Annotated in this window: 9 protein-coding genes; 3 read left to right on the top strand and 6 right to left on the bottom strand. The window is 62.6% G+C overall.

Annotation, left to right across the window (positions count from 1 at the left end; genetic code table 11):
- Nucleotides 1–154: 154 nt before the first annotated feature.
- The 3 genes from RCH06_RS01400 to RCH06_RS01390 all read left to right on the top strand — a co-directional run bounded on the left by RCH06_RS01400 (nt 155) and on the right by RCH06_RS01390 (nt 3,341).
- Nucleotides 155–1,219, top strand: coding sequence for a sensor histidine kinase (locus tag RCH06_RS01400; RefSeq protein WP_442799573.1), 1,065 nt, complete (start codon nt 155–157; stop codon nt 1,217–1,219).
- Nucleotides 1,216–1,959, top strand: coding sequence for a LytR/AlgR family response regulator transcription factor (locus RCH06_RS01395; protein WP_327079636.1), 744 nt, complete (start codon nt 1,216–1,218; stop codon nt 1,957–1,959). Before RCH06_RS01400 ends, RCH06_RS01395 begins: the two co-directional genes overlap by 4 nt.
- Before the next feature lie 185 nt (nt 1,960–2,144).
- Nucleotides 2,145–3,341, top strand: a complete 1,197-nt coding sequence (locus tag RCH06_RS01390; protein ID WP_327079635.1) for an AI-2E family transporter — start codon at nt 2,145–2,147, stop codon at nt 3,339–3,341.
- A 198-nt stretch (nt 3,342–3,539) separates the two neighbouring features.
- Here the strand turns inward: RCH06_RS01390 and RCH06_RS01385 are convergent, their stop codons facing one another.
- The 6 genes from RCH06_RS01385 to ppc all read right to left on the bottom strand — a co-directional run bounded on the left by RCH06_RS01385 (nt 3,540) and on the right by ppc (nt 18,128).
- Nucleotides 3,540–4,082, bottom strand: a complete 543-nt coding sequence (locus RCH06_RS01385) for a DUF1513 domain-containing protein (RefSeq protein ID WP_327079634.1) — start codon at nt 4,080–4,082, stop codon at nt 3,540–3,542.
- Complete coding sequence (locus tag RCH06_RS01380) at nt 4,015–5,151, bottom strand: di-heme oxidoredictase family protein (RefSeq protein ID WP_442799572.1); 1,137 nt, start codon at nt 5,149–5,151, stop codon at nt 4,015–4,017. The genes RCH06_RS01385 and RCH06_RS01380 overlap by 68 nt, the downstream gene beginning before the upstream one ends.
- 13 nt (nt 5,152–5,164) lie before the next feature.
- On the bottom strand, nt 5,165–6,358 hold the full coding sequence (locus RCH06_RS01375) for an imelysin family protein (RefSeq protein ID WP_327079633.1): 1,194 nt from the start codon (nt 6,356–6,358) through the stop codon (nt 5,165–5,167).
- Nucleotides 6,359–6,637: 279 nt separating this feature from the next.
- Nucleotides 6,638–14,830, bottom strand: coding sequence for a GH36-type glycosyl hydrolase domain-containing protein (locus RCH06_RS01370; RefSeq protein ID WP_327079632.1), 8,193 nt, complete (start codon nt 14,828–14,830; stop codon nt 6,638–6,640).
- 4 nt (nt 14,831–14,834) lie between these two features.
- On the bottom strand, nt 14,835–15,080 hold the full coding sequence (locus tag RCH06_RS01365) for a hypothetical protein (RefSeq protein WP_327079631.1): 246 nt from the start codon (nt 15,078–15,080) through the stop codon (nt 14,835–14,837).
- 141 nt (nt 15,081–15,221) lie between these two features.
- Nucleotides 15,222–18,128, bottom strand: coding sequence for a phosphoenolpyruvate carboxylase (gene ppc, locus RCH06_RS01360; RefSeq protein ID WP_327079630.1), 2,907 nt, complete (start codon nt 18,126–18,128; stop codon nt 15,222–15,224).
- Nucleotides 18,129–18,152 lie beyond the last annotated feature (24 nt).

The raw sequence follows: 18,152 nt of genomic DNA, 5'->3' as shown, positions 1-18,152 counted from the left end.
ATGCGGCGGTAAATGGGTGAAAGTGGGTAGAGAAGAGCTTGCGTCCAGGGCGCAAGCGCCGTGGCCGGTGCAATACGGGTCTGGACAATTTTATCTGCGCGCTTTTGTTGCTAAAAAAGTATCCGAATGAATCACGCAACCGTTGCCTTTTCTAATGAAACCAAACGCTGCTCCGCTTAATTTCAAGGACTCCACGCTGCAGGGCGGCTTGATGCCGGCTGACGCTGGCAGCGTGTCGCCGCTGGTGCCGCGCGCCAGCATGTTTGACGCTTGCCATGTCGGCGTGGTGCTGCGGGTGGTGCTGTTTGTGCAAATCGTGGTGGCAGTGGGCGCAATGTTTGGCACGGCTGAGCCGCTGGACTGGTTGCTGCAGTTTTCTTTGCTGACGGGCGGTGCGCTGCCGGCGACGCTGGTCTGGCTGATTGCGATCTGCGCCTTCAAGAGGGGCTTGAGCCGGCTGGCCGCTTCTTTGCAGTGGCTGGTGGGCACGCTGCTGGGCGCGGTGGCGGGCCTGTATGGCTGCGGTCTGCTGGCGCTGATGGGGCTGCTGCAGCCGGCGCAGTGGTGGGCCAGTGCGGCGGGCGGTGCGCTGCTGTCGGCGCTGGTGCTGCAAGGACTTTTCTGGCGGGCCAAGGCCCGAACGCCTGCCGCCACGGCAGCGCGGCTAGCCGAGTTGCAGTCGCGCATCCGGCCGCATTTTTTGTTCAATACCCTGAACAGCGCGATTGCCTTGGTGCGCGCCGAGCCGCGCAAGGCCGAAGCGGTGCTGGAAGATTTGGCCGAATTGTTTCGCAGTGCGCTGGCCGACCCGGCGGAGTCGGTCACGCTGGGGCAGGAAATTGCGCTGGCGCAGCGCTATCTTGCTATTGAGCAGATCCGCTTTGGCGACCGGCTGCGCGTTCAGTGGCGCCTGGACGCCAGCGCCGACACGGCCCGGCTGCCGCCCTTGCTGCTGCAGCCACTGGTTGAAAATGCCGTGCGTCATGGGGTCGAACCCAGCGCCAGCGGGGCAGAACTGAAGATTTCGACGCTCAGGCGCGGCAGCACCGTGGTCATCAAAGTCACCAATTCCGCACCCGCCGGCGCGGGCCAGCCGGGCCACGGGCTGGCGTTGGCCAACGTGCGCGAGCGGCTGTTTTTGTTGCACGATGTGCAGGCCCAGTTCAAAACCGCATTCAAAGACGGCCTGTTTCAGGTCAGGCTGGAGATTCCCTTATGAACACATTGAAGCTATTGCTGGTCGACGACGAAGCCCTGGCGCGCGCGCGTCTGCGCACTTTGCTGGCCGATTGCGCTGCGCCAACGGCGGTGGTGACTGCCGAGGCCGCCGATGCAGTGCAGGCCATGCACGCGCTGCAGCACCAGTCGTTTGATGCGGTGCTGCTGGATATTCACATGCCCGGCACTGACGGCATGGCACTGGCGCAGGCCATCGCCGCCTTGCCCAGGCCGCCTGCGGTGGTGTTTGTGACGGCGCATTCCACGCATGCCGTGCAAGCCTTTGAGCTGGCAGCGGTGGACTACCTGACCAAGCCGGTGCGGTTAGAGCGCTTGCAGCAGGCGCTACAAAAAGTAGAGCGGCTTGCGCAGGCGGGGCTTGCGCAACAGCCTGAAAAGGCTGAAGAAACCTTGATTATTCAGGACCGGGGCCGAACCGAACGGCTGCCGCTTTCCGAGGTGCTGTATTTCAAGGCAGAACTCAAATACATCACCGTGCGCACTGCGCGCCGCAGCTACATTCTGGACGGTTCGCTGAACGAGCTGGAAGTACGGCACGCCGGCCAGTTCATGCGGATTCATCGCAATGCGCTGATTGCGCGGCGCGCGGTGCGGGCGCTGGAAAAGCATTTTGACCCGGAAGAGGGCGAAGGCTGGGCGGTGCGGCTGAACGGCATTGACGAGCTTTTGGCGGTGTCGCGCCGCCAACTGGGCGCGGTGCGGGAAGCCATCGTGGCGTGATTGCTGATGAAATACAGGCCGACCCGCGCCCGGCTGCCCCTGCGTCTTGATGCGCGCCGTCGTGCGCCAAGGGTGGCGTCCTATGGTTTTTTATATTTATTTCGGGTGCAATAAAGCCACGTTCAGCGCCATGAAAACCCAAGCGTCTGGCTGGCGTGTCCCCCCCCAGGTTGATGAGGAAAAATATGACAGAGACAAGTGCTGAAAAAACAGTGGAAGTGGTTCCAACCAAGGCGGATGAGCTGCCCCAGAGCATCACCGAATTTCCGGAGCCCGAGCGGCTGCTTCTTCACATGCCGGTGGATGTGCGCAATATGTCGCTGGTCGTGCTGTCGATTTTGGCCAGCCTGTTCGTGCTGCAGTGGGCGCGGGCGGTGTTTGTTCCCATCATGCTCAGCGTGCTGTTCAGCTATGCGTTTTCTCCACTCATCAACTGGCTGGAGATCAAGCGTGTGCCGCGCTGGTTGAGCTCGGCGGTGCTGCTGCTGGGGCTTCTCGGCTTCATGGTGCTGGGCGCTTATTCGCTGCGGATTGAGGCCGGGCGACTGGTCGAGGCCTTGCCCGCCGCCGCGCAAAAGCTGGGGCAGGCGCTTAAATCAAGTCCCGGCAAAACTGACAGCGCGCTGGAAACCGTGCAGAAAGCTGCCGCCCAGATTGAGCAGGCCACGCGTGACAGCGCGGCTACGACCGGCCCTAACCGGGGCGCGACCCGTGTGGTGATCGAGGCGGCGCGCTTCAACATCAAGAACTACCTGTGGACTGGTACCGTGGGCCTGATGACGCTGATCGGACAGATCACGGTGGTAGTTTTTCTGACGTATTTCCTGATGCTTTCGGGCGACACCTTTCGCCGCAAGATGATCAAGCTGGCCGGCTCCAGCCTGACACGCAAGAAAGTCACGCTGCAGGCGCTGCATGAAATTGCGGAGCAAATCCAGCGTTATCTACAGGTGCAACTGCTGACCAGCGCGCTGGTGGGCATCTTGACGGGGCTGGCGCTGCTGGCGCTGGGGCTGGAAAACGCCGCGGTCTGGGGCGTGGTGGCCTGCGTACTTAACCTGGTGCCTTACGTGGGGTCGCTGATTACGGGCGCTGCGTCGGCGCTGGTGGCGTTTTTGCAGTTTGGCTCTATCAACATGGCGGTGGCAGTCGGCAGTGCCTCGGTGGTGATCCACACGCTGGTGGGCAACTTGCTCACGCCCTGGCTGACCAGCCGGGCCAGCCGGCTCAGTCCGGTCGCGGTGTTCATGGGCTTGCTGGGCTGGGGCTGGTTGTGGGGCGTGTGGGGACTGCTGCTGGGTATTCCGATTTTGATGATCGTCAAGTCGGTGTGTGACCGGGTCGAAGACTTGAAGCCGATTGGGGAGTTTTTGGGGTCTTGACTTTTGCAGTTCAGCCCATTAATTCGCCACCGAATGAGGAGCTTGACGACTCAACGCTCTTTTTGTCTTCTGCAGGGCCTGTGGAGACAAAAAATGATGCTTTCAGGCCTCTGGCGCAGGTGGCGTAAGCACAAGCAGCTATTATTTAAATAGCAAAAATCAATTTTTTGATTTTTGCTTCATCCGGTGCAGGCTGCCTTACAGCCATGCCGCCCAGTGGTTGTCCAGCTTGATACCGGGAAGCGATGAAGACGCCAGCCCGCCACCGCTGCCCTGCGCCAGCGCGGCGACCCGGCCACCGGCCCACAGGCGGGCGCTGCCGGCTGAGCCGTGAACTGCCGCCGTGCTCAAGGCGCAAGCTTCTTCCAGCGGCAAAAAATCGTCCCAAGCGCCATCGGCCTGCCACAAGGCAATGCCATTGGCACGCGGGCAACTGACGGCAAAGCGTCCCTGCGCAAAGGCAATGTCGCCGCCATAGCCTTTGAGCGACTGGCCAGCACTGGCCGCATGGGTTTTGAGTTGCCGGCCGTCAAAAACTGCCAGCACAGGCGCAGCTGCCTTGGCGACCGGGTCGTCATGCTCGGCCTGCAGCGCAATGCCCAGCAAACGTTCGCCGGAATCACTGCCTTGAATCGCCGGCCCCCACGCCATATGGCGCAGGCTCAGCCGCTTGTCAGTCAGTCGCCACTGGCCCAGCAGTTGACCGGAACGCGTATCGATGCGCACCAGCGACGAATCCATGCGCCCATATGAATCTTGAGCCGGCTACTTTCGGGCCGTGCCGCAATGCCGCCATTGGCCACCAGCAGGCTGCCGGGGCCAGCGTGGCTTCGTAGAACACCACGTTGTTGAACGTCTGGTCGTCTACCTCCGGGCCTGGTCCACGGGCGCCACGCGGCGCAGCCAGGCAGTCTTTTTGGCCGGGCGTACAGGCTTCCTGCGCAAACAGCGTGGAGGTGATGCCCATGTCGCCCTGAAAAGCACTGCCGGTCTGATGCGCGAGCGACGCCACATTGGCCTTCCAGCCAAAGCGGCCGGTGCGCATTTGCTGCGATGGCGCGTCCCAGACGGTGTTGACTTTGCCGCGCACTGCGCCGCCTGCCGCCGCCTGTTGCTGTGCGTTGCGCAAAATTTCTTCCTCCGGAATCGCTTCGAGCAGCCCGACGCCGGCCATTTGCGGCGCGATGCGCGGGCTGATCATGACGCCCTTGGCCATCGGGCCGTAGTTGAGCTGGCTGAAGCCGTAACGCGGCTTTTGCAACTGGTACGGCGTGCCATCGGCAAACTTGCCCTGCACCATGTCGTAGCGCAGCGAAATCTGGCCTTCGGGCTGCACACCCAACACCGAGAAGTTGGAAAACTGGTCGCCATAAACCGGGTCGGGCAGTGGCCCGCCTTGCGCGTTTTTGCCGGGAATGGACAGCCGTATCAGCAACCCCACGGGTTGCTCTTTCAGCCCACGGCTGAAGTCTGGCGGTGCGCCGCGCCCGTCCTGCACATGGCAGCCGCCGCAGGAGCGGGCAATGAAATGCGGCCCCAAACCGTCGCGCGCCGTGGTGGAAGCCGGGGACTGCACCCAGTTGCGCCTGAAAAATGAGTTGCCAATCACAAAACGCGTGCGTTCTTCATCGGGCAGGTTGGCCAGCGGAAATGAAAATGCATTGCGGCCCGTGGCAAACACCGTGGTGTCGCCGCCGGTTTTTTCATCATCCGGCGCGGGCGTGGCCCTGACTGTGAGCGCCGCCGCAGTTGCAAGCACGCCCAGCGCGACCAGTCCGGTGCGAAAGGGGTTTTTGAAGCGGGAAGTCAACTGCGTGCCAACCTCAGGATTTGCCCAGCGTCAGCCGGGTGATGCCCGCTGCATTGGCCGCCGTGACCAGCGCCTTGCTTTGCGCGACCAGGCTGTCGATGGTGGCCTGGATGCGCAGCCGGCCTGGCGCGTCTTTGGCTCCGGTGATTTCCCGGTCAAACGGTGCCTTGATGGTTTGCGCGGCGGCCACCGACGCCGCAATCTGGCGTGACGTGCTTTCAGCCAGCGCCGGATCTTTGGCTGCCACCAGGTCGCGCAGCGACGGCCCTTGCACCAGGCTGCCGTCGGCGCGCTTGTACTGGCCAAGCCAGACGTTTTGGATGCCCAGGGCGTTGTTCACCACGTCGCGGTGGGTGTTGTCTGAAAAGCAGGAATGCTCGTCTTCCTGATCCTGGCTGGCCAGCGCCACTTCCAGCCGTTCACCGGCCAGCTCGCCGCGCGAGAGCGAGCCCAGGCCGACGAACATCTTGCGTACTGACTCCATGCCGCCTTGCTCGAAGCGGGCGCGGTAGCTGCCTGCCGTGGGTGCCCATGATTTGGACACGAAACGCAGGTCATCGACCAGCAGTTCAGTGACCAGCTTGAGGTACTGGCGGCGCCGGTCTGCATTGGGTGTTTTGCCATCGACAAAGTCTTCAAAAGAACGCTCGCCTGGCCCGGTGGCGCTCAAATCCTGGCCCCAGAGCAAAAATTCGATGGCGTGCCAGCCGGTCGCGATGTTTTCTTCGCCATCGCGCTCGTTCAGGCCGGCCAATTGCTTTTTGCTGAGCACGATCTTGCGGTTATTGATGATGCCGGCGTTGGGCGCGTCCTTGACGGCGTCCACATAGGATTCGTCCATGGGCCAGGCATTGATACGGCCTTCGGGGCCGTTTTTGTCGTCGATGGGGCCGCCGTAAAAACGGAAGGCTTCGGTCTGGCCGTAAAACTCACGGGCATCCAGCCAGGCCTGGCGGGCAGCTTTCAGGCTTGATTCGGACGGTGCGTCTGTCAAGGCTTGCACGGCTTTTTGCAAACTGAGTGCGCTGTTCAGCGTGTCGTCGTAACTGGCCTGCACCAAGGCGCCGTATTGCTTGGTCACGGCAGCCGCCGTCACCGACTGTGCAGGCGCAGCCACCGCACTATTTTTTGCAGCCACAGATTGCGCCAACGCGGGTGCTGCCGCCAGAGGAAGGGCCAGCAGGATCGAAAGTAGCGCGGGTTTCATGGAAGTTCCTTGGTGTTCAGTCAGTAATGATGAACTGAATTGTACAAATGAGAATCATTCCAACATCAGGATGGCCAAAATATGATTTTGGTCGCGCCACGCGTTCACCAAACTTTGAGTCCTCTGTCACAGCGGCTACTGCATGCAGGGCAGTGCTTCGCGTAACGGAACGCATGAAGCCTGCTCAAGACGAAAACGGCGATAAAACACAAAGGATTCAAGTGTTTTAGCCGCTTTGCGCAATCAGTACAGGCGCAGCATGCTATTTAATTAGTAGCCCTAAATAAGGGGTGATGCCGCATTTCCATACACCCGCAGCACCGCGCGGGTTGGCAACGAATCGAATTCGACCCATTCTCCCCATGCGACGTGCTGGTCAGCCCTGGGGATTGCAGCAGCATCGGGCGCATCGCGCTGCCAATGCACGGTGATGTCATGCCCCTGCAGTTGCAAGCGCAGCTCCACCTTCGGCCAGTGTGCTGGCAGGCGCGGCGACAGCGACATCCGGCCGGGCTGCACCGCCAGGCCCAGCAGGGTTTCGACCGCCGCCCGGTACAGCCAGGCCGCCGATCCGGTGTACCAGCTCCAGCCGCCCCGGCCTACATACGGCGGCGCGCTGTAAACGTCGCCGGCGATGACATAGGGCTCCAGCTCGTAGACCGGGCCGCGTTCCGGGTGCGCGCTGCGGTGCGCCGGGCTCAGGTCTTGAAAACTGCGCCATGCGCCTTCAGTGTCGCCGCTCAGCGCCTGCGCCATCAGCGCCCACACGCCGGCATGCGAATACTGGCCGCCGTTTTCGCGCACGCCCGGCGGATAGGCCTGGATGTAGCCAGGGTTGTTGGCTGAATGCTGGAAGGGCGGGTCGAGCAGCCGCAGCAGGCCAGCTTTGTCATCGATCAGCTGATTGTTCAAGGCCAGCATGGCAGAAGTGGTGAAGGCGGGCGTCGACGCGCCGGACAGCACCGACCACGCCTGCGCGATCAGGTCGATGCGGCATTCTTCGTTGGCGTCCGAACCGAGCGGGTCGCCGTTGTCGAAAAAGGCACGGCGAAACCACGCGCCGTCCCAGCCGGCATCATGCAGCGCCGCCACCCAGCCCTTGCGCGCCTCCAGCCAGCGCTGGGCGCGGGCATCGTCGCCGCGCATTTGGGCAAACGGCACAAAGCCTTCCACCACGCTGCACAAGAACCAGGCCAGCCAGACGGATTCGCCGCGTCCCTCGTGACCGACGCGGTTCATGCCGTCGTTCCAGTCGCCCGTGCCCATCAGCGGCAAACCGTGGATGCCGACGGCCAGGCTTTTGTCAATGGTGCGGGCGCAGTGCTCGTATACGCTGGCCGTTTGTTCGCTGGTCTGGGGTGCGTAATAAGCATCTTCCGCACCTTCGGGAATCGGCGGGCCGTCAATGAAGGGCACGCTGTCGTCCAGCAGGTCAAAGTCGCCCGTGACCTGCAGGTAGTGGGTGCAGGCATAAGGCAGCCAGAGCAGGTCGTCTGAAAAGTGCGTTCGCACGCCTTCGCCGCCGGGGGCATGCCACCAGTGCTGCACATCGCCTTCGGGAAACTGGCGCGAAGCGTTGAGCATGATTTGCTGGCGCAGACGCGCCGGATCGACCAGCGCCAAGGCCATCGAGTCTTGCAGTTGGTCCCGAAAACCTGACGCGCCACCTGCCTGGTAGAAACCGGCCTTTGACCAGAGCCGGCACACCACGGTCTGGTAAAGCAGCCAGTGGTTGACCAGCGCGTCGAATTTGGCGTCAGGGGTTTTGACCTGCACTTTGTCAAGCAGCCCCGACCAGCCGGTTTTTACCTCGTCCAGCGCCTGGGCAGTGTCTTGCTGCGCCCAGTGGGCGGCCATCTGTTCGGCGGCGACAGGATTGGCCGCGTGACCGATCAGGAAACTGAACACCAGCTCGTCCTGGCCGGTCAGCGAAAAGTCGGCGCTCAAGGCGGCGCAGGGGTCAAAGCCATTGCCGCTGCGGCCGGCCAGGCTGGCGGGCAGCACCATGCGTCCGAGCGAGTCAAAGAACTCGCCCCGGTCGCACGTCCATTGCAGACTAGGTGCGCTGCCTGTCATGGCCAGAAACACCGTGCTGTCGCCGTAACCGTCGCGGCTTTCTTGTTGCTGGGCGAACACCGCTGCCTGTTCGGGGCTTTTCCAGGTCTGCAGGGTGCGCCGCCGTCCGCGTGCGTCGCCCATTTGCCATTCGACCATCGCCACGGCGCGCAGGCGTCTGCGCGCGGAAGTGTCGAGCCGGATTTTGACTTGAACCACCTTGACGGCGTCAGCGCGGGCCGCAAAAAACGTTGTTTCCACCTGCAGCCCGCTTTGCAGGCCCTGAAACACCGAATAGCCCTGGCCGTGGCGCACCCGCCAGCGGCTGCTGGCCGTGGCCAGTACGGATGGCACCAGCGGCAGTACCTGGCCGCTGTCGATGTCCTGCAGCAACCAGTGTTCAAACGCCGGGTCGCGCACCGGATCGTTCGACCACGGCGTGAGCTGGTGCATGCGGCTGTTGACCGCCCACGTCACGCCGCTGCCGGTCTCGGACACCTGAAAGCCAAAGTCCGGGTTGGCAATGACATTGACCCAAGGCCGGGGTACGGTCTGGCCGCCATGCAATTCAAACCAGAATTCGCCATTGTCGGGATCGAACTGGCCTGCCACGGGTAGTGTGGCGGGGGTTGCATCGTCGGCTCTTTTCTGTGCGGTGATGAGTTGGCCCGAAAGCGGCGTTCCGGCGACTGCGCCCAGCGGTTGCTGCAGCGGCCAGACCGCGCGGCGCAAGGTGGCGACCTGAACTTCCAGTGGCCGGCCATCTGCGGTGAGCACGACCCGGGCCAGCCCGGCCAGCGTGGCTTTTTCTGTGGCGCTTGTTTCCTGTTCGCGCAGCAGGTGAAAGCTGGACGCCTGCGCGGCTTCTTGCGGAAAACTGTTTTGCACGTTTTGCACGTTTTGCATCAAGCGGTCGCGCAACGCCAAAATATCGCGCTGCAAGGGCATGAGGTAGGAATTAGGCTCGCTGTTGATTACCACCATGTCGACGGCCAAGCCGCCAAAACTCCACCACGGCTGCGCCCGAAGCAGGGCATTGACCAGCGGCAGCCCGCTGGCCGCATGAATGCGCACCAGCACAATTGGCTTGTCACCGGACAGGCCAAAGCGCCACAGCAGGCGCTGGTCCAGAGGGCCGGGTTTGGCGGCCGGACGCGGCGTGCTGTACATCAGCGCGGTGGTCAGGTTTTGCAGCGCCAGATGCTCTTCGACTGTCAGGGCCAGGTCGCGCAGGCGCACCTGGGCCAGCGTGGCAGCCATGCGGGTGGCGCGCTCAATGTGCATGGGCTGCAGGTATTTGTCGATCCGGGCGGCCAGTTCGTCCTCGGTTTCTGCGGCTGCCGTGGCAAAACTGAGCCGCGCTACTCCGCCGGGTGCCAGCCGCAGGGTCAGCCGCAAGCTGGCGACCGGGTCCAGGCCATTGACGGGGTTGCCGTCAGCGTCCAGTGGCTGGTCTTGCAGGGCGGGCTGGTGCGCAGGCTGGTTACGTCCGGCAAACACGCGGCGGTCGGTGATGCAGTCCACCGACAGCAAATCGGCATCGACCTCGGCCAGAAAATGCGCCACAGCCATTTGCGGGTCGCCCTGCAGACGCGGCATACGCTTGAGCAAAAGGGCGCGCCACTGGGGTGCCCAGCGGGTTTGCACAAACAGGTTGGAAAAAGCCGGATGCGCTTCATCGGCGCGCGGGTCGGCCAGCACGGCTTCAAAACAAGACACCAGCTCAACGACTTTTTCGGTGTGGCCGGTGTTGTGCAGCAGCACGGTGCGCAATTCGGTGTCGTCTTCGGGGCTGACCAGCACCGAGATGCTGGAGCGCAAGTCGTCGCCTTGGGCATCGAACTGAACCCGGTCGGCCATGAAACGGGCGTGGTAAGTCCAGCCCGGCAGCGGCGCGGGTGTGGCTGTCAGGGAGCCGACCCGACTTTGCCCGGCCTGACGCAGGTAGAAAAAGCTGCCATAGCCGTCGCGCAGCACGTCGTCGCGCCAGCGCGTGATGTTGCGGCCCTGCCAGCGGCTGACGCCTGCACCACTGGCGCGCAGGGCGACGTTGTAACGCCCGTTGGACAGCAAATGCGTGGGTTTCCAGCCGGGCAGTGCCGGATTGATGTCGCGCGCATGAAACACGGACGCGCGGCTGGGGTCGTTGGGCTCGGGCGGCAGGCGCGGGTTGGCGCTTTCAATAATCTGGCGCGGCGTGCGTTCGTGCAGCAGGGCTTCATGCGCGGCCACCTGCGGTTCGGCGCAAAACCAGCGCCGGGGCGCGTCATGGCACAGCACGTTGCACAGCGCCACCAGCGACATGCCCTGGTGGTGGGCCATGAAGGTCTGAACGACGGTGTAAGACTGCTTTTCAGGCTGCCGCGCCACCGTGAAGTCGAGCGATTCAAACAAGCCAAAGTCACCGCGTGCGCCCAATTTTTCAAGCCGCATGAGGTTGGAAGCAGCCGCTGCCGGCTCGAACAGCGTGGCCAGCACGGTAGCGTAGGGGGCGACCACCCGATCCGTCAGCGGCGTGCGCCGCAGCGCCAGGCGTGGTACGCCAAAAGGCGAGTATTGGTAAGCCAGCGAATGGTCTTGGGCCGAATAAGCCGATTCGGAAATCCCCCACGGCAAGTGCTGGTCCGTGCCGTAAGCACGTTGCGCGGCGATGGCCGAGCGTGCCATGGTGTGCAGCAGCCCGTGTCGGGGTTCGCTCATCAGCAGCGAAGGCATCAGGTATTCAAACATCGAGCCTGACCAAGATTTGAGGCCAGGCGCGCCGTTGACCGAAAGAAAAGGCCGGCCCAAGGCGCTCCAGTGGCGCTTGGGCACGTCGCCCTTGGCAATGGCCAAAAAGCTCGTCAGCCGTGACTCGGATGCCAGCAGGTCGTAGTAACTGGTGTCCAGCGTCTGGTCGGGAACCCGCAGGCCGATGTGGAACAGATGGCGCTTGTTGTCATACAGGCCCTTGAAGTCCATGGCGGCATACAGCGCCTGGCAGCGCCCGGCCAAGCGCACCAAAGCGGGCTGCGCATTTTTCCCATCAACGCCTTGCTTTCCCAGGGCGATACAGGCTTGCGCCACGGTGAGCAGCAGGCCAGCCAGGTTGCCGCTGTCTACGGACGAGACATAGGCAGGGTGCATGACCTGCAGCGTGCGCGTGTCATACCAGTTAAGCAGATGGCCATGGTGCTTTTCCAGCTTTTCAATGCTGTCCAGGGACGCTTCAAGCCGCCGGATCAGTTCGTCGGTTGATATCCAGCCAAATTCGCGCGCGCAGCAGACGGCCAGCAAGTACAGCCCGATGTTGGTCGGTGAAGTGCGGTGCGCTACGGCGGGGTCAGGCACCAGCTGCATGTTGTCGGGCGGCAGATGGTTGTCTTCAGCACCGACGTATTGCTCAAAAAACCGCCAGGTATCGCGTGCCAGGAGTTGCAGGTAATTTTTGTCGTGGGCGCGAAGCCGGTGCGGCGTGCGGTCGGCGCAGGGCAGGCTGATCCACCAGGCGAAAACAGGCGAGGCACCCCAGAAAAGAAACAGCACGATGCCGGCCCACGGGTGGACGCCCCAGGGTGCGGCCATCGCCAGTGCGGCGCAAAAAAGCGAAGCGACCGTATGCTGGCGCACGAACACGACCAGCTCGTTGCGCGATGCCGATTGCGCCTGTGCCGCTGTGGTCCATTCGAGCAACTGACGGCGGCTGACGGCCATGCGCCAGACAGCGCGCAGCGCCGCATCCAGCAGCAGCACAGACTGCGCCGGTATTTGGCTGAACTGCCAGGCAGCGCTGACCAGCGTGACGCGCAACTCGCTGCGCCCTTGTTTGAAAAAGTGCCGCCAGGCAGTGCCGGTGCGTGTTGGCACCAGGCCGGCCAGCACGCCCAGCAAAGGCCCGGAAAGCAGGGCCGCCCCGGCCATGAACAAAGCCATGTCAAGCGGCAGTCCGCCGGTAAAAATCACCCAGATGAGCAAGGCGAACGTGCCCGGAATCACCAGCGAGCGACGCAGGTTGTCGAGCATTTTCCAGACGCCCAGTGCGTCAATACCGTAACGCTTCGCGTTCCAGACCAGCGGAAGCAATTGCCAGTCGCCGCGTGTCCAGCGATGGTTGCGCGACGCGGCAACACCTGCATGGTGCGGCGGGTCTTCGACCATCACCACATCGCTGACAAAGCCGCAACGCGCAATGCTGCCTTCCAGCAAGTCGTGGCTCAGCACCGCGCCCTCGGGCAGGCGACTGTCGAGCACAGCATGCACTGCCTGGACATTCAGCAGCCCTTTGCCGCCGAAGTTGCCAGAGCCAAACAAGTCCTGGTAGACATCCGAGACGCCGATGCTGTAGGGGTCGATACCGCTCTGGCCACCAAAAAGCCGGTGGTACTGCGTGTCTTCTGCCGGGCCGGGCAGGGGCGTGACTACTCGTGGTTGCAAGATGCCGTAGCCGCTGACGACCCGGCGCAAGGCGGTGTCAACCTGCGGTGCGTTCAGCGGGTGCGCTGCAATGGCCACCAGTTCGCGCAATGCGCCGGGCGGCAGGCCGGTGTCGCTGTCCAGCGTAACCACATAGCGAATGCTGTCTGCCAGCTGCAACGGGGCAGCCAGTGGCAAAAAGCCGGTGCTATCGCCGGTCGCCAGCAAGCGCAGCAACTGCTCGAGCTTGCCGCGTTTGCGCTCCCAGCCGAGCCAGCGTTGCTGGGTTTCGCACCAGCTGCGTGGCCGGTGAATCAGCAGAAAACGGGGCGGGCTGCCCGCAGGCGCGGGATAGCGTTCATTGAGTGCCGTCAACCGGGCCAATGCATCGTCAAGCAGAATGGCGTCGCCAGGCTGTTCGGCGCTGGTTGCGTCAACCCAGTCGGTGAGCAAGGCAAACTGGGCTTCGTTTTCGCGGTTGGCCAGCCAGTGAAATTCAAGTTGCTCGACCAGCGCTTTGCTGGACGCCTGAGAAGTCAGCAGCGTGGGAATGACCACCAGAACGCGATGCTCGGGCGGAATGCCTTCGGGGAAACCAAGGCGCGACAGGGGCCGCACCCTGAGCGACTCGGCCACCAGGCGATGCACAAAGGCCGAAGCTGCCTCAGAGGCCGGCCAGGCCATCAGGAAAACAGCCAGCAGGGTTTGCCATCGGTGCCATTCGGCCTGGTGCGATGCCACTCCCAGCAGCAGCAGCGTCGCCAGGGTGATGATGGTGATGTAGATCGTCAGTCGCCACTTGTGCCAGTTGACACGCTGCACCGCACGTTTTGCTGGCACGCCCAACGCGCTTTCGAGCTGGGCCCGGCCATTGCCCATCAGGTAATAGCCTGTCGTACGTTCTACGGCGTCTGCGCCCAGGCTGTCAGGCACATTCCGGGCGGCATCGACGACGGCTTGCGCGGTTTCGCGCTCTGTTTTTTTGCCGTCCCGCGCCAGTTGCTCCATGGTGCGGGTGATTTGCTGGCGTGTGAGTTCGCTTTCCCTGCAAAAACTGGGCAACTGCCGTAGCACTTGCAAGGACAGGCTGACCGGCTCGATCAGGTCAACCCAGTCCACCTGTCCAATCAGGCGCAGCGTGGTGATGATGTTGCCGACCGTCTGGTTGGACGCCACCTGCGCGTTCTGGCTTTCCAGCATCAGCGCATGTCCGTCGGGGCAATGCTTTTCTGTCCAGTGCACCAGCGCCGGTGCATTGCTCAGCAACTCGGTGGGCATGCGCTGCCACAGCTGCGTCAGGTAACTGCGCTCCAGACCGCGCTCTTTCATCAAGGAATAAATGAGGTCGAGGTCGGCTTCTGCCAGCGCTTTATCGCTGTCCCAGACCGCGTGCGCGACTTCGCGCGCCACCTTGCTGCGGGCAATGTCGTCAGCCATACGGCGCAGGTTTTCAAGCAGCACGACGCGCAAGGTGGTAGGCAAGGCCCACAACTCGCTCAGGCGCAGTTCGCTGCAGCGCTGGTAAGCGTTAAGGAACGCCGTAAAAACCTCGGGGTTCAATACGCTGTCGGTATGCGCTACGTACGCCCAGGCAATGCCATAGACGCGCGGCAGTCCTTGCAGTGGCAAGGCAGCCAATTTGGGCAGGCTGGCATAAAAGCGGCGCGGCACGCCCTCGCGGATTTGCTGCAGCTGCGCTTCTATCAGTGGAAAGTTATCCAGCAACCATTCTGCCGCCGGTGTGGCGTAGTGGCCGCTTAATGAAGTGAGTGCAACATAGTCGTAGGCATTACGCAGCGCTGCAAGATTCTCTTCGACGCGCGGGAAAAACGGCGCATGTCGCCGCGACTGGGCGTCGGTTTCGACAGGCTGCGCCACTGCAAGGCTGCAGCCATGCTCTTCAAAGCGCTGGATGCCGAATAACTCGGCCCGGATTGGAGGCTCTGCGTGGCCGTTGCTGTCAAGAAGGATTTTTCGGGCGTGCGGGCTGAGCTTTTCCAGGCCTTCCAGGACTATCGCGTCCACCCGTTCAAGCCAGGGTCAGTAGACCCAGGCCGATAAGGCCAATACTGGAAACCACCAGAACGGCTCCTGTGGTGACAAGTCGGGGCGCGGTGACCGCATGCAGTGTTTCCAGCGCGGTGCGCAGGCCAAAAAAACGTCCGCGCGAGCGCTCGCAATCCGTCATGTGAGAAGCCAGCGCCATGAAGTCGCTTGATACATGTTGATTGCTCAAAGGCAAGCTGGTGGTTGACTCGGCATGGACGTAGTTCATGGTTAATGCATCTCCTTAGGGTGGGCACCTTGACCGAGGGTAAGGCGCGCATGTTGGCGTATACCCTATGCTATGGCCTTCAACCCTTGGCGAGCATCAGAAGAGGCTTGCGACTCTGTAGGACGAAGCCGCTACCCCGGGTCATCCCGTATTGCGCAAGCCCGCAGCAATCCCGTTGATCGAAATATGAATGCCGGTTTGCACCCGCTGGTCGGTCTGCCCGGCGCGGTAGCGGCGCACCAGTTCGACCTGCAGGTGGTGCAGTGGATCAATGTACGGAAAGCGGTGGCGGATGGAGCGCTGCAGCCCTGCATTGCTGGCCAGACGCTGCTTGTCGCCGGTGATCAGCGTCAGCGCCTGCGCGGTGCGCCGCCATTCAGCGTCAATCGCGGTAAAGATCTTTTTGCGCAGTTTGGCGTCGGCCACGAGTTCGGCGTAACGCGAGGCCAGCGCCAGATCGCTCTTGGCCAGCACCATGTCCATGTTGCTCAGCAGCGTGCGAAAAAACGGCCACTGGCGGTACATTTTTTTCAGCAGCGCCAGCGCGGCCTTGCGGCTTTCGGGCGAGCCGCCCTGTGCCAGGAACTGCTCAATGGCCGAACCAAAACCGAACCAGCCCGGCAGCGTCAGGCGGCACTGGCCCCAGCTGAAGCCCCAGGGAATCGCCCGCAGGTCTTCAATCTGTTGCGAAGGCTTGCGCGATGCCGGCCGCGAGCCGATATTGAGTTCGGCAATCTCGCGGATTGGCGTGGCGCTGAAAAAATACTCGGTAAAGCCGGGGGTTTCATACACCAGCGCGCGGTAAGCGGCCATGCTGGCCTGCGAGAGTTCGTCGGCCGCCTGCAAAAATGCCTTGGTGGCTGATTTGGTCGGCTGCAGCAAGGTCGCTTCCAGCGTGGCGGCGACCAGGGTTTCCAGGTTGCGCCGGCCAATTTCGGGGTTGGCATATTTGGAGCCGATGACCTCGCCTTGTTCGGTCAGGCGAATCTGGCCGCGCACTGTGCCGGGGGGCTGGGCCAAAATCGCTTCGTAGCTCGGGCCACCGCCCCGACCCACCGTGCCGCCCCGGCCATGAAACATCCGCAGCGTGACGCCGTAGCGGCTGGCCAGCGTGTCAAACAGCTCGACCAGCGCAATTTCAGCGCGATACAGCTCCCAGTTGCTGGTGAAGATGCCGCCGTCCTTGTTGCTGTCGCTGTAACCCAGCATGATGTCTTGCTCGGAGCCGCTGCGTTGCACCAGCTGGGCCACGCCGGGCAGCGCATAGAACTCGCACATGATGGGCGCGGCATTGCGCAGGTCTTCAATGGTTTCAAACAGCGGCACCACAATCAGGTCGCAGGTCGAGCCCAACGTGTTCAGTGGGTCTTCGAGCAGGCCATGCATCAGGCCGACTTCCTTTTGCAGCAGCAGCACTTCAAGCAAATCGCTCACGGTTTCGGTGTGGCTGATGATGTAGTGGCGGATGGCTTCCTTGCCGAAGCGGGCGCGCGCCGTCAGGGCGGCTTCAAAAATCGCCAGCTCGCTTTGGGCCAGTTCCGAATACACCGTGCCCAGCACCCGCAGTGACCGTGCATCGTTGAGCATGTTCAGCAGCAAGCTGCGTTTGGCGGACTCGTCCAGACTGGCGTAGCCAGGTTCAATACGCGCCACGGCCAGCAGTTCGGCCACGACGTCTTCATGCTTGTCGGAGCTCTGGCGCAAATCGACAGTGGCCAGGTGAAAACCGAATACCTCCACGGCGCGCATCAGCGGCTGCAGGCGCTGGGCCGTCAGGGCTTCGCCGTGGTTTGTCTTGAGCGATTTCTCCAGCGTTCGCAGGTCGGCCAGAAAATCTTCGGCTTTTTTATAGGCGTTTTGCGGTGCCACGGCATGGCGCGCTGCTTCGCCGCCGGTCAGGTTCTTGAGCGTGGCGGCCAGCCGCGCATACACGCCGGTCAAGGCGCGGCGATACGGCTCGTCCTGGCGGTGTTCGCTGGTGTCGGGCGAGCTTTCGGCCAGTTGCCGCATGTCGGTGCTGCAGTTGACCAGAATCGCCGACATCGACAGCTCGCTGCCCAGCAAATGCACCTCGGTCAGGTAGTGGCGCAGCGCCACGTCCGCCTGCCGGCCCAGCGCGTAGTTCAGCGTGTCGGCGTTGACGTTCGGGTTGCCGTCGCGGTCGCCGCCTATCCACTGGCCCATGCGCAAGAAACTGTGCACCGGGTAGTCGCCCAGTTCACGCTCCAGATTGGCATAAATCTTCGGAATTTCGCGCAGGAAAGTCGCTTCGTAGTAGCTCAGTGCGTTTTCGATTTCATCGGCGACGGTGAGTTTGGAAAAGCGCAGCAGGCGGGTTTGCCAAAGTTGCACCACGCAGGCGCGCAACTGGGCTTCGTTGGCGTCAAGCTCGCGCGGCGTGAGCGCGTCCTTGGCGGCATTGACGGCCAGCCCGAGCGCCTTGATGTTGTCGCGCGCGGTCAGCAACTGGGCAATGCCGCGCTCGGCGTCCAGAATGCTTTTGCGTTGCACTTCGGTCGGGTGGGCGGTCAGCACTGGCGAGACAAAGCTGCGGGCCAGCGTGTCCGAAATGGTCTTGGGCGCGATGCCGGCCCAGCGCAGGCGTGCCAAGGCCACCTCGATGCTGCCTTCTTGCGTGTCACCGGCGCGTTCGTGAATGGCACGGCGGCGGATATGGTGTCGGTCTTCGGCCAGATTAGCCAGATGGCTGAAATAGGTGAAGGCCCGGATCACGCTGACGGTCTGGTCGCCGCTCAAGTCCTTGAGCAGCGTTTTGAGCGCCTTGTCGGCCGCCTGGTCGGCGTCACGGCGAAACGCGACCGACAGCGTGCGCACCTGCTCAATCAGCTCATAGGCGGCCACGCCTTCCTGGTCGCGAATCACGTCACCCAAAATGCGGCCCAGCAGGCGAATGTCTTCTACCAGTGGCCGCTCATTGTTCTTGGTGCGAACCGAAGGCGTGGCGGGCTTGGCTATCCCCGGCGGATTCTCTTGAATCTCTGGCGCGGCGTCGTCCTTGAGTTTTTTGATGCGTGCGGAAGTAAGCATTCTGGCCCTCTGGTGCTGAAAATA

The sequence above is a fragment of the Polaromonas sp. CG_9.5 genome, assembly GCF_035984465.1.
Classification (GTDB): domain Bacteria; phylum Pseudomonadota; class Gammaproteobacteria; order Burkholderiales; family Burkholderiaceae_C; genus Polaromonas.
The sequence above is the reverse complement of the archived record's forward strand: the minus strand, read 5'-3'. Positions and strand labels throughout refer to the sequence as shown.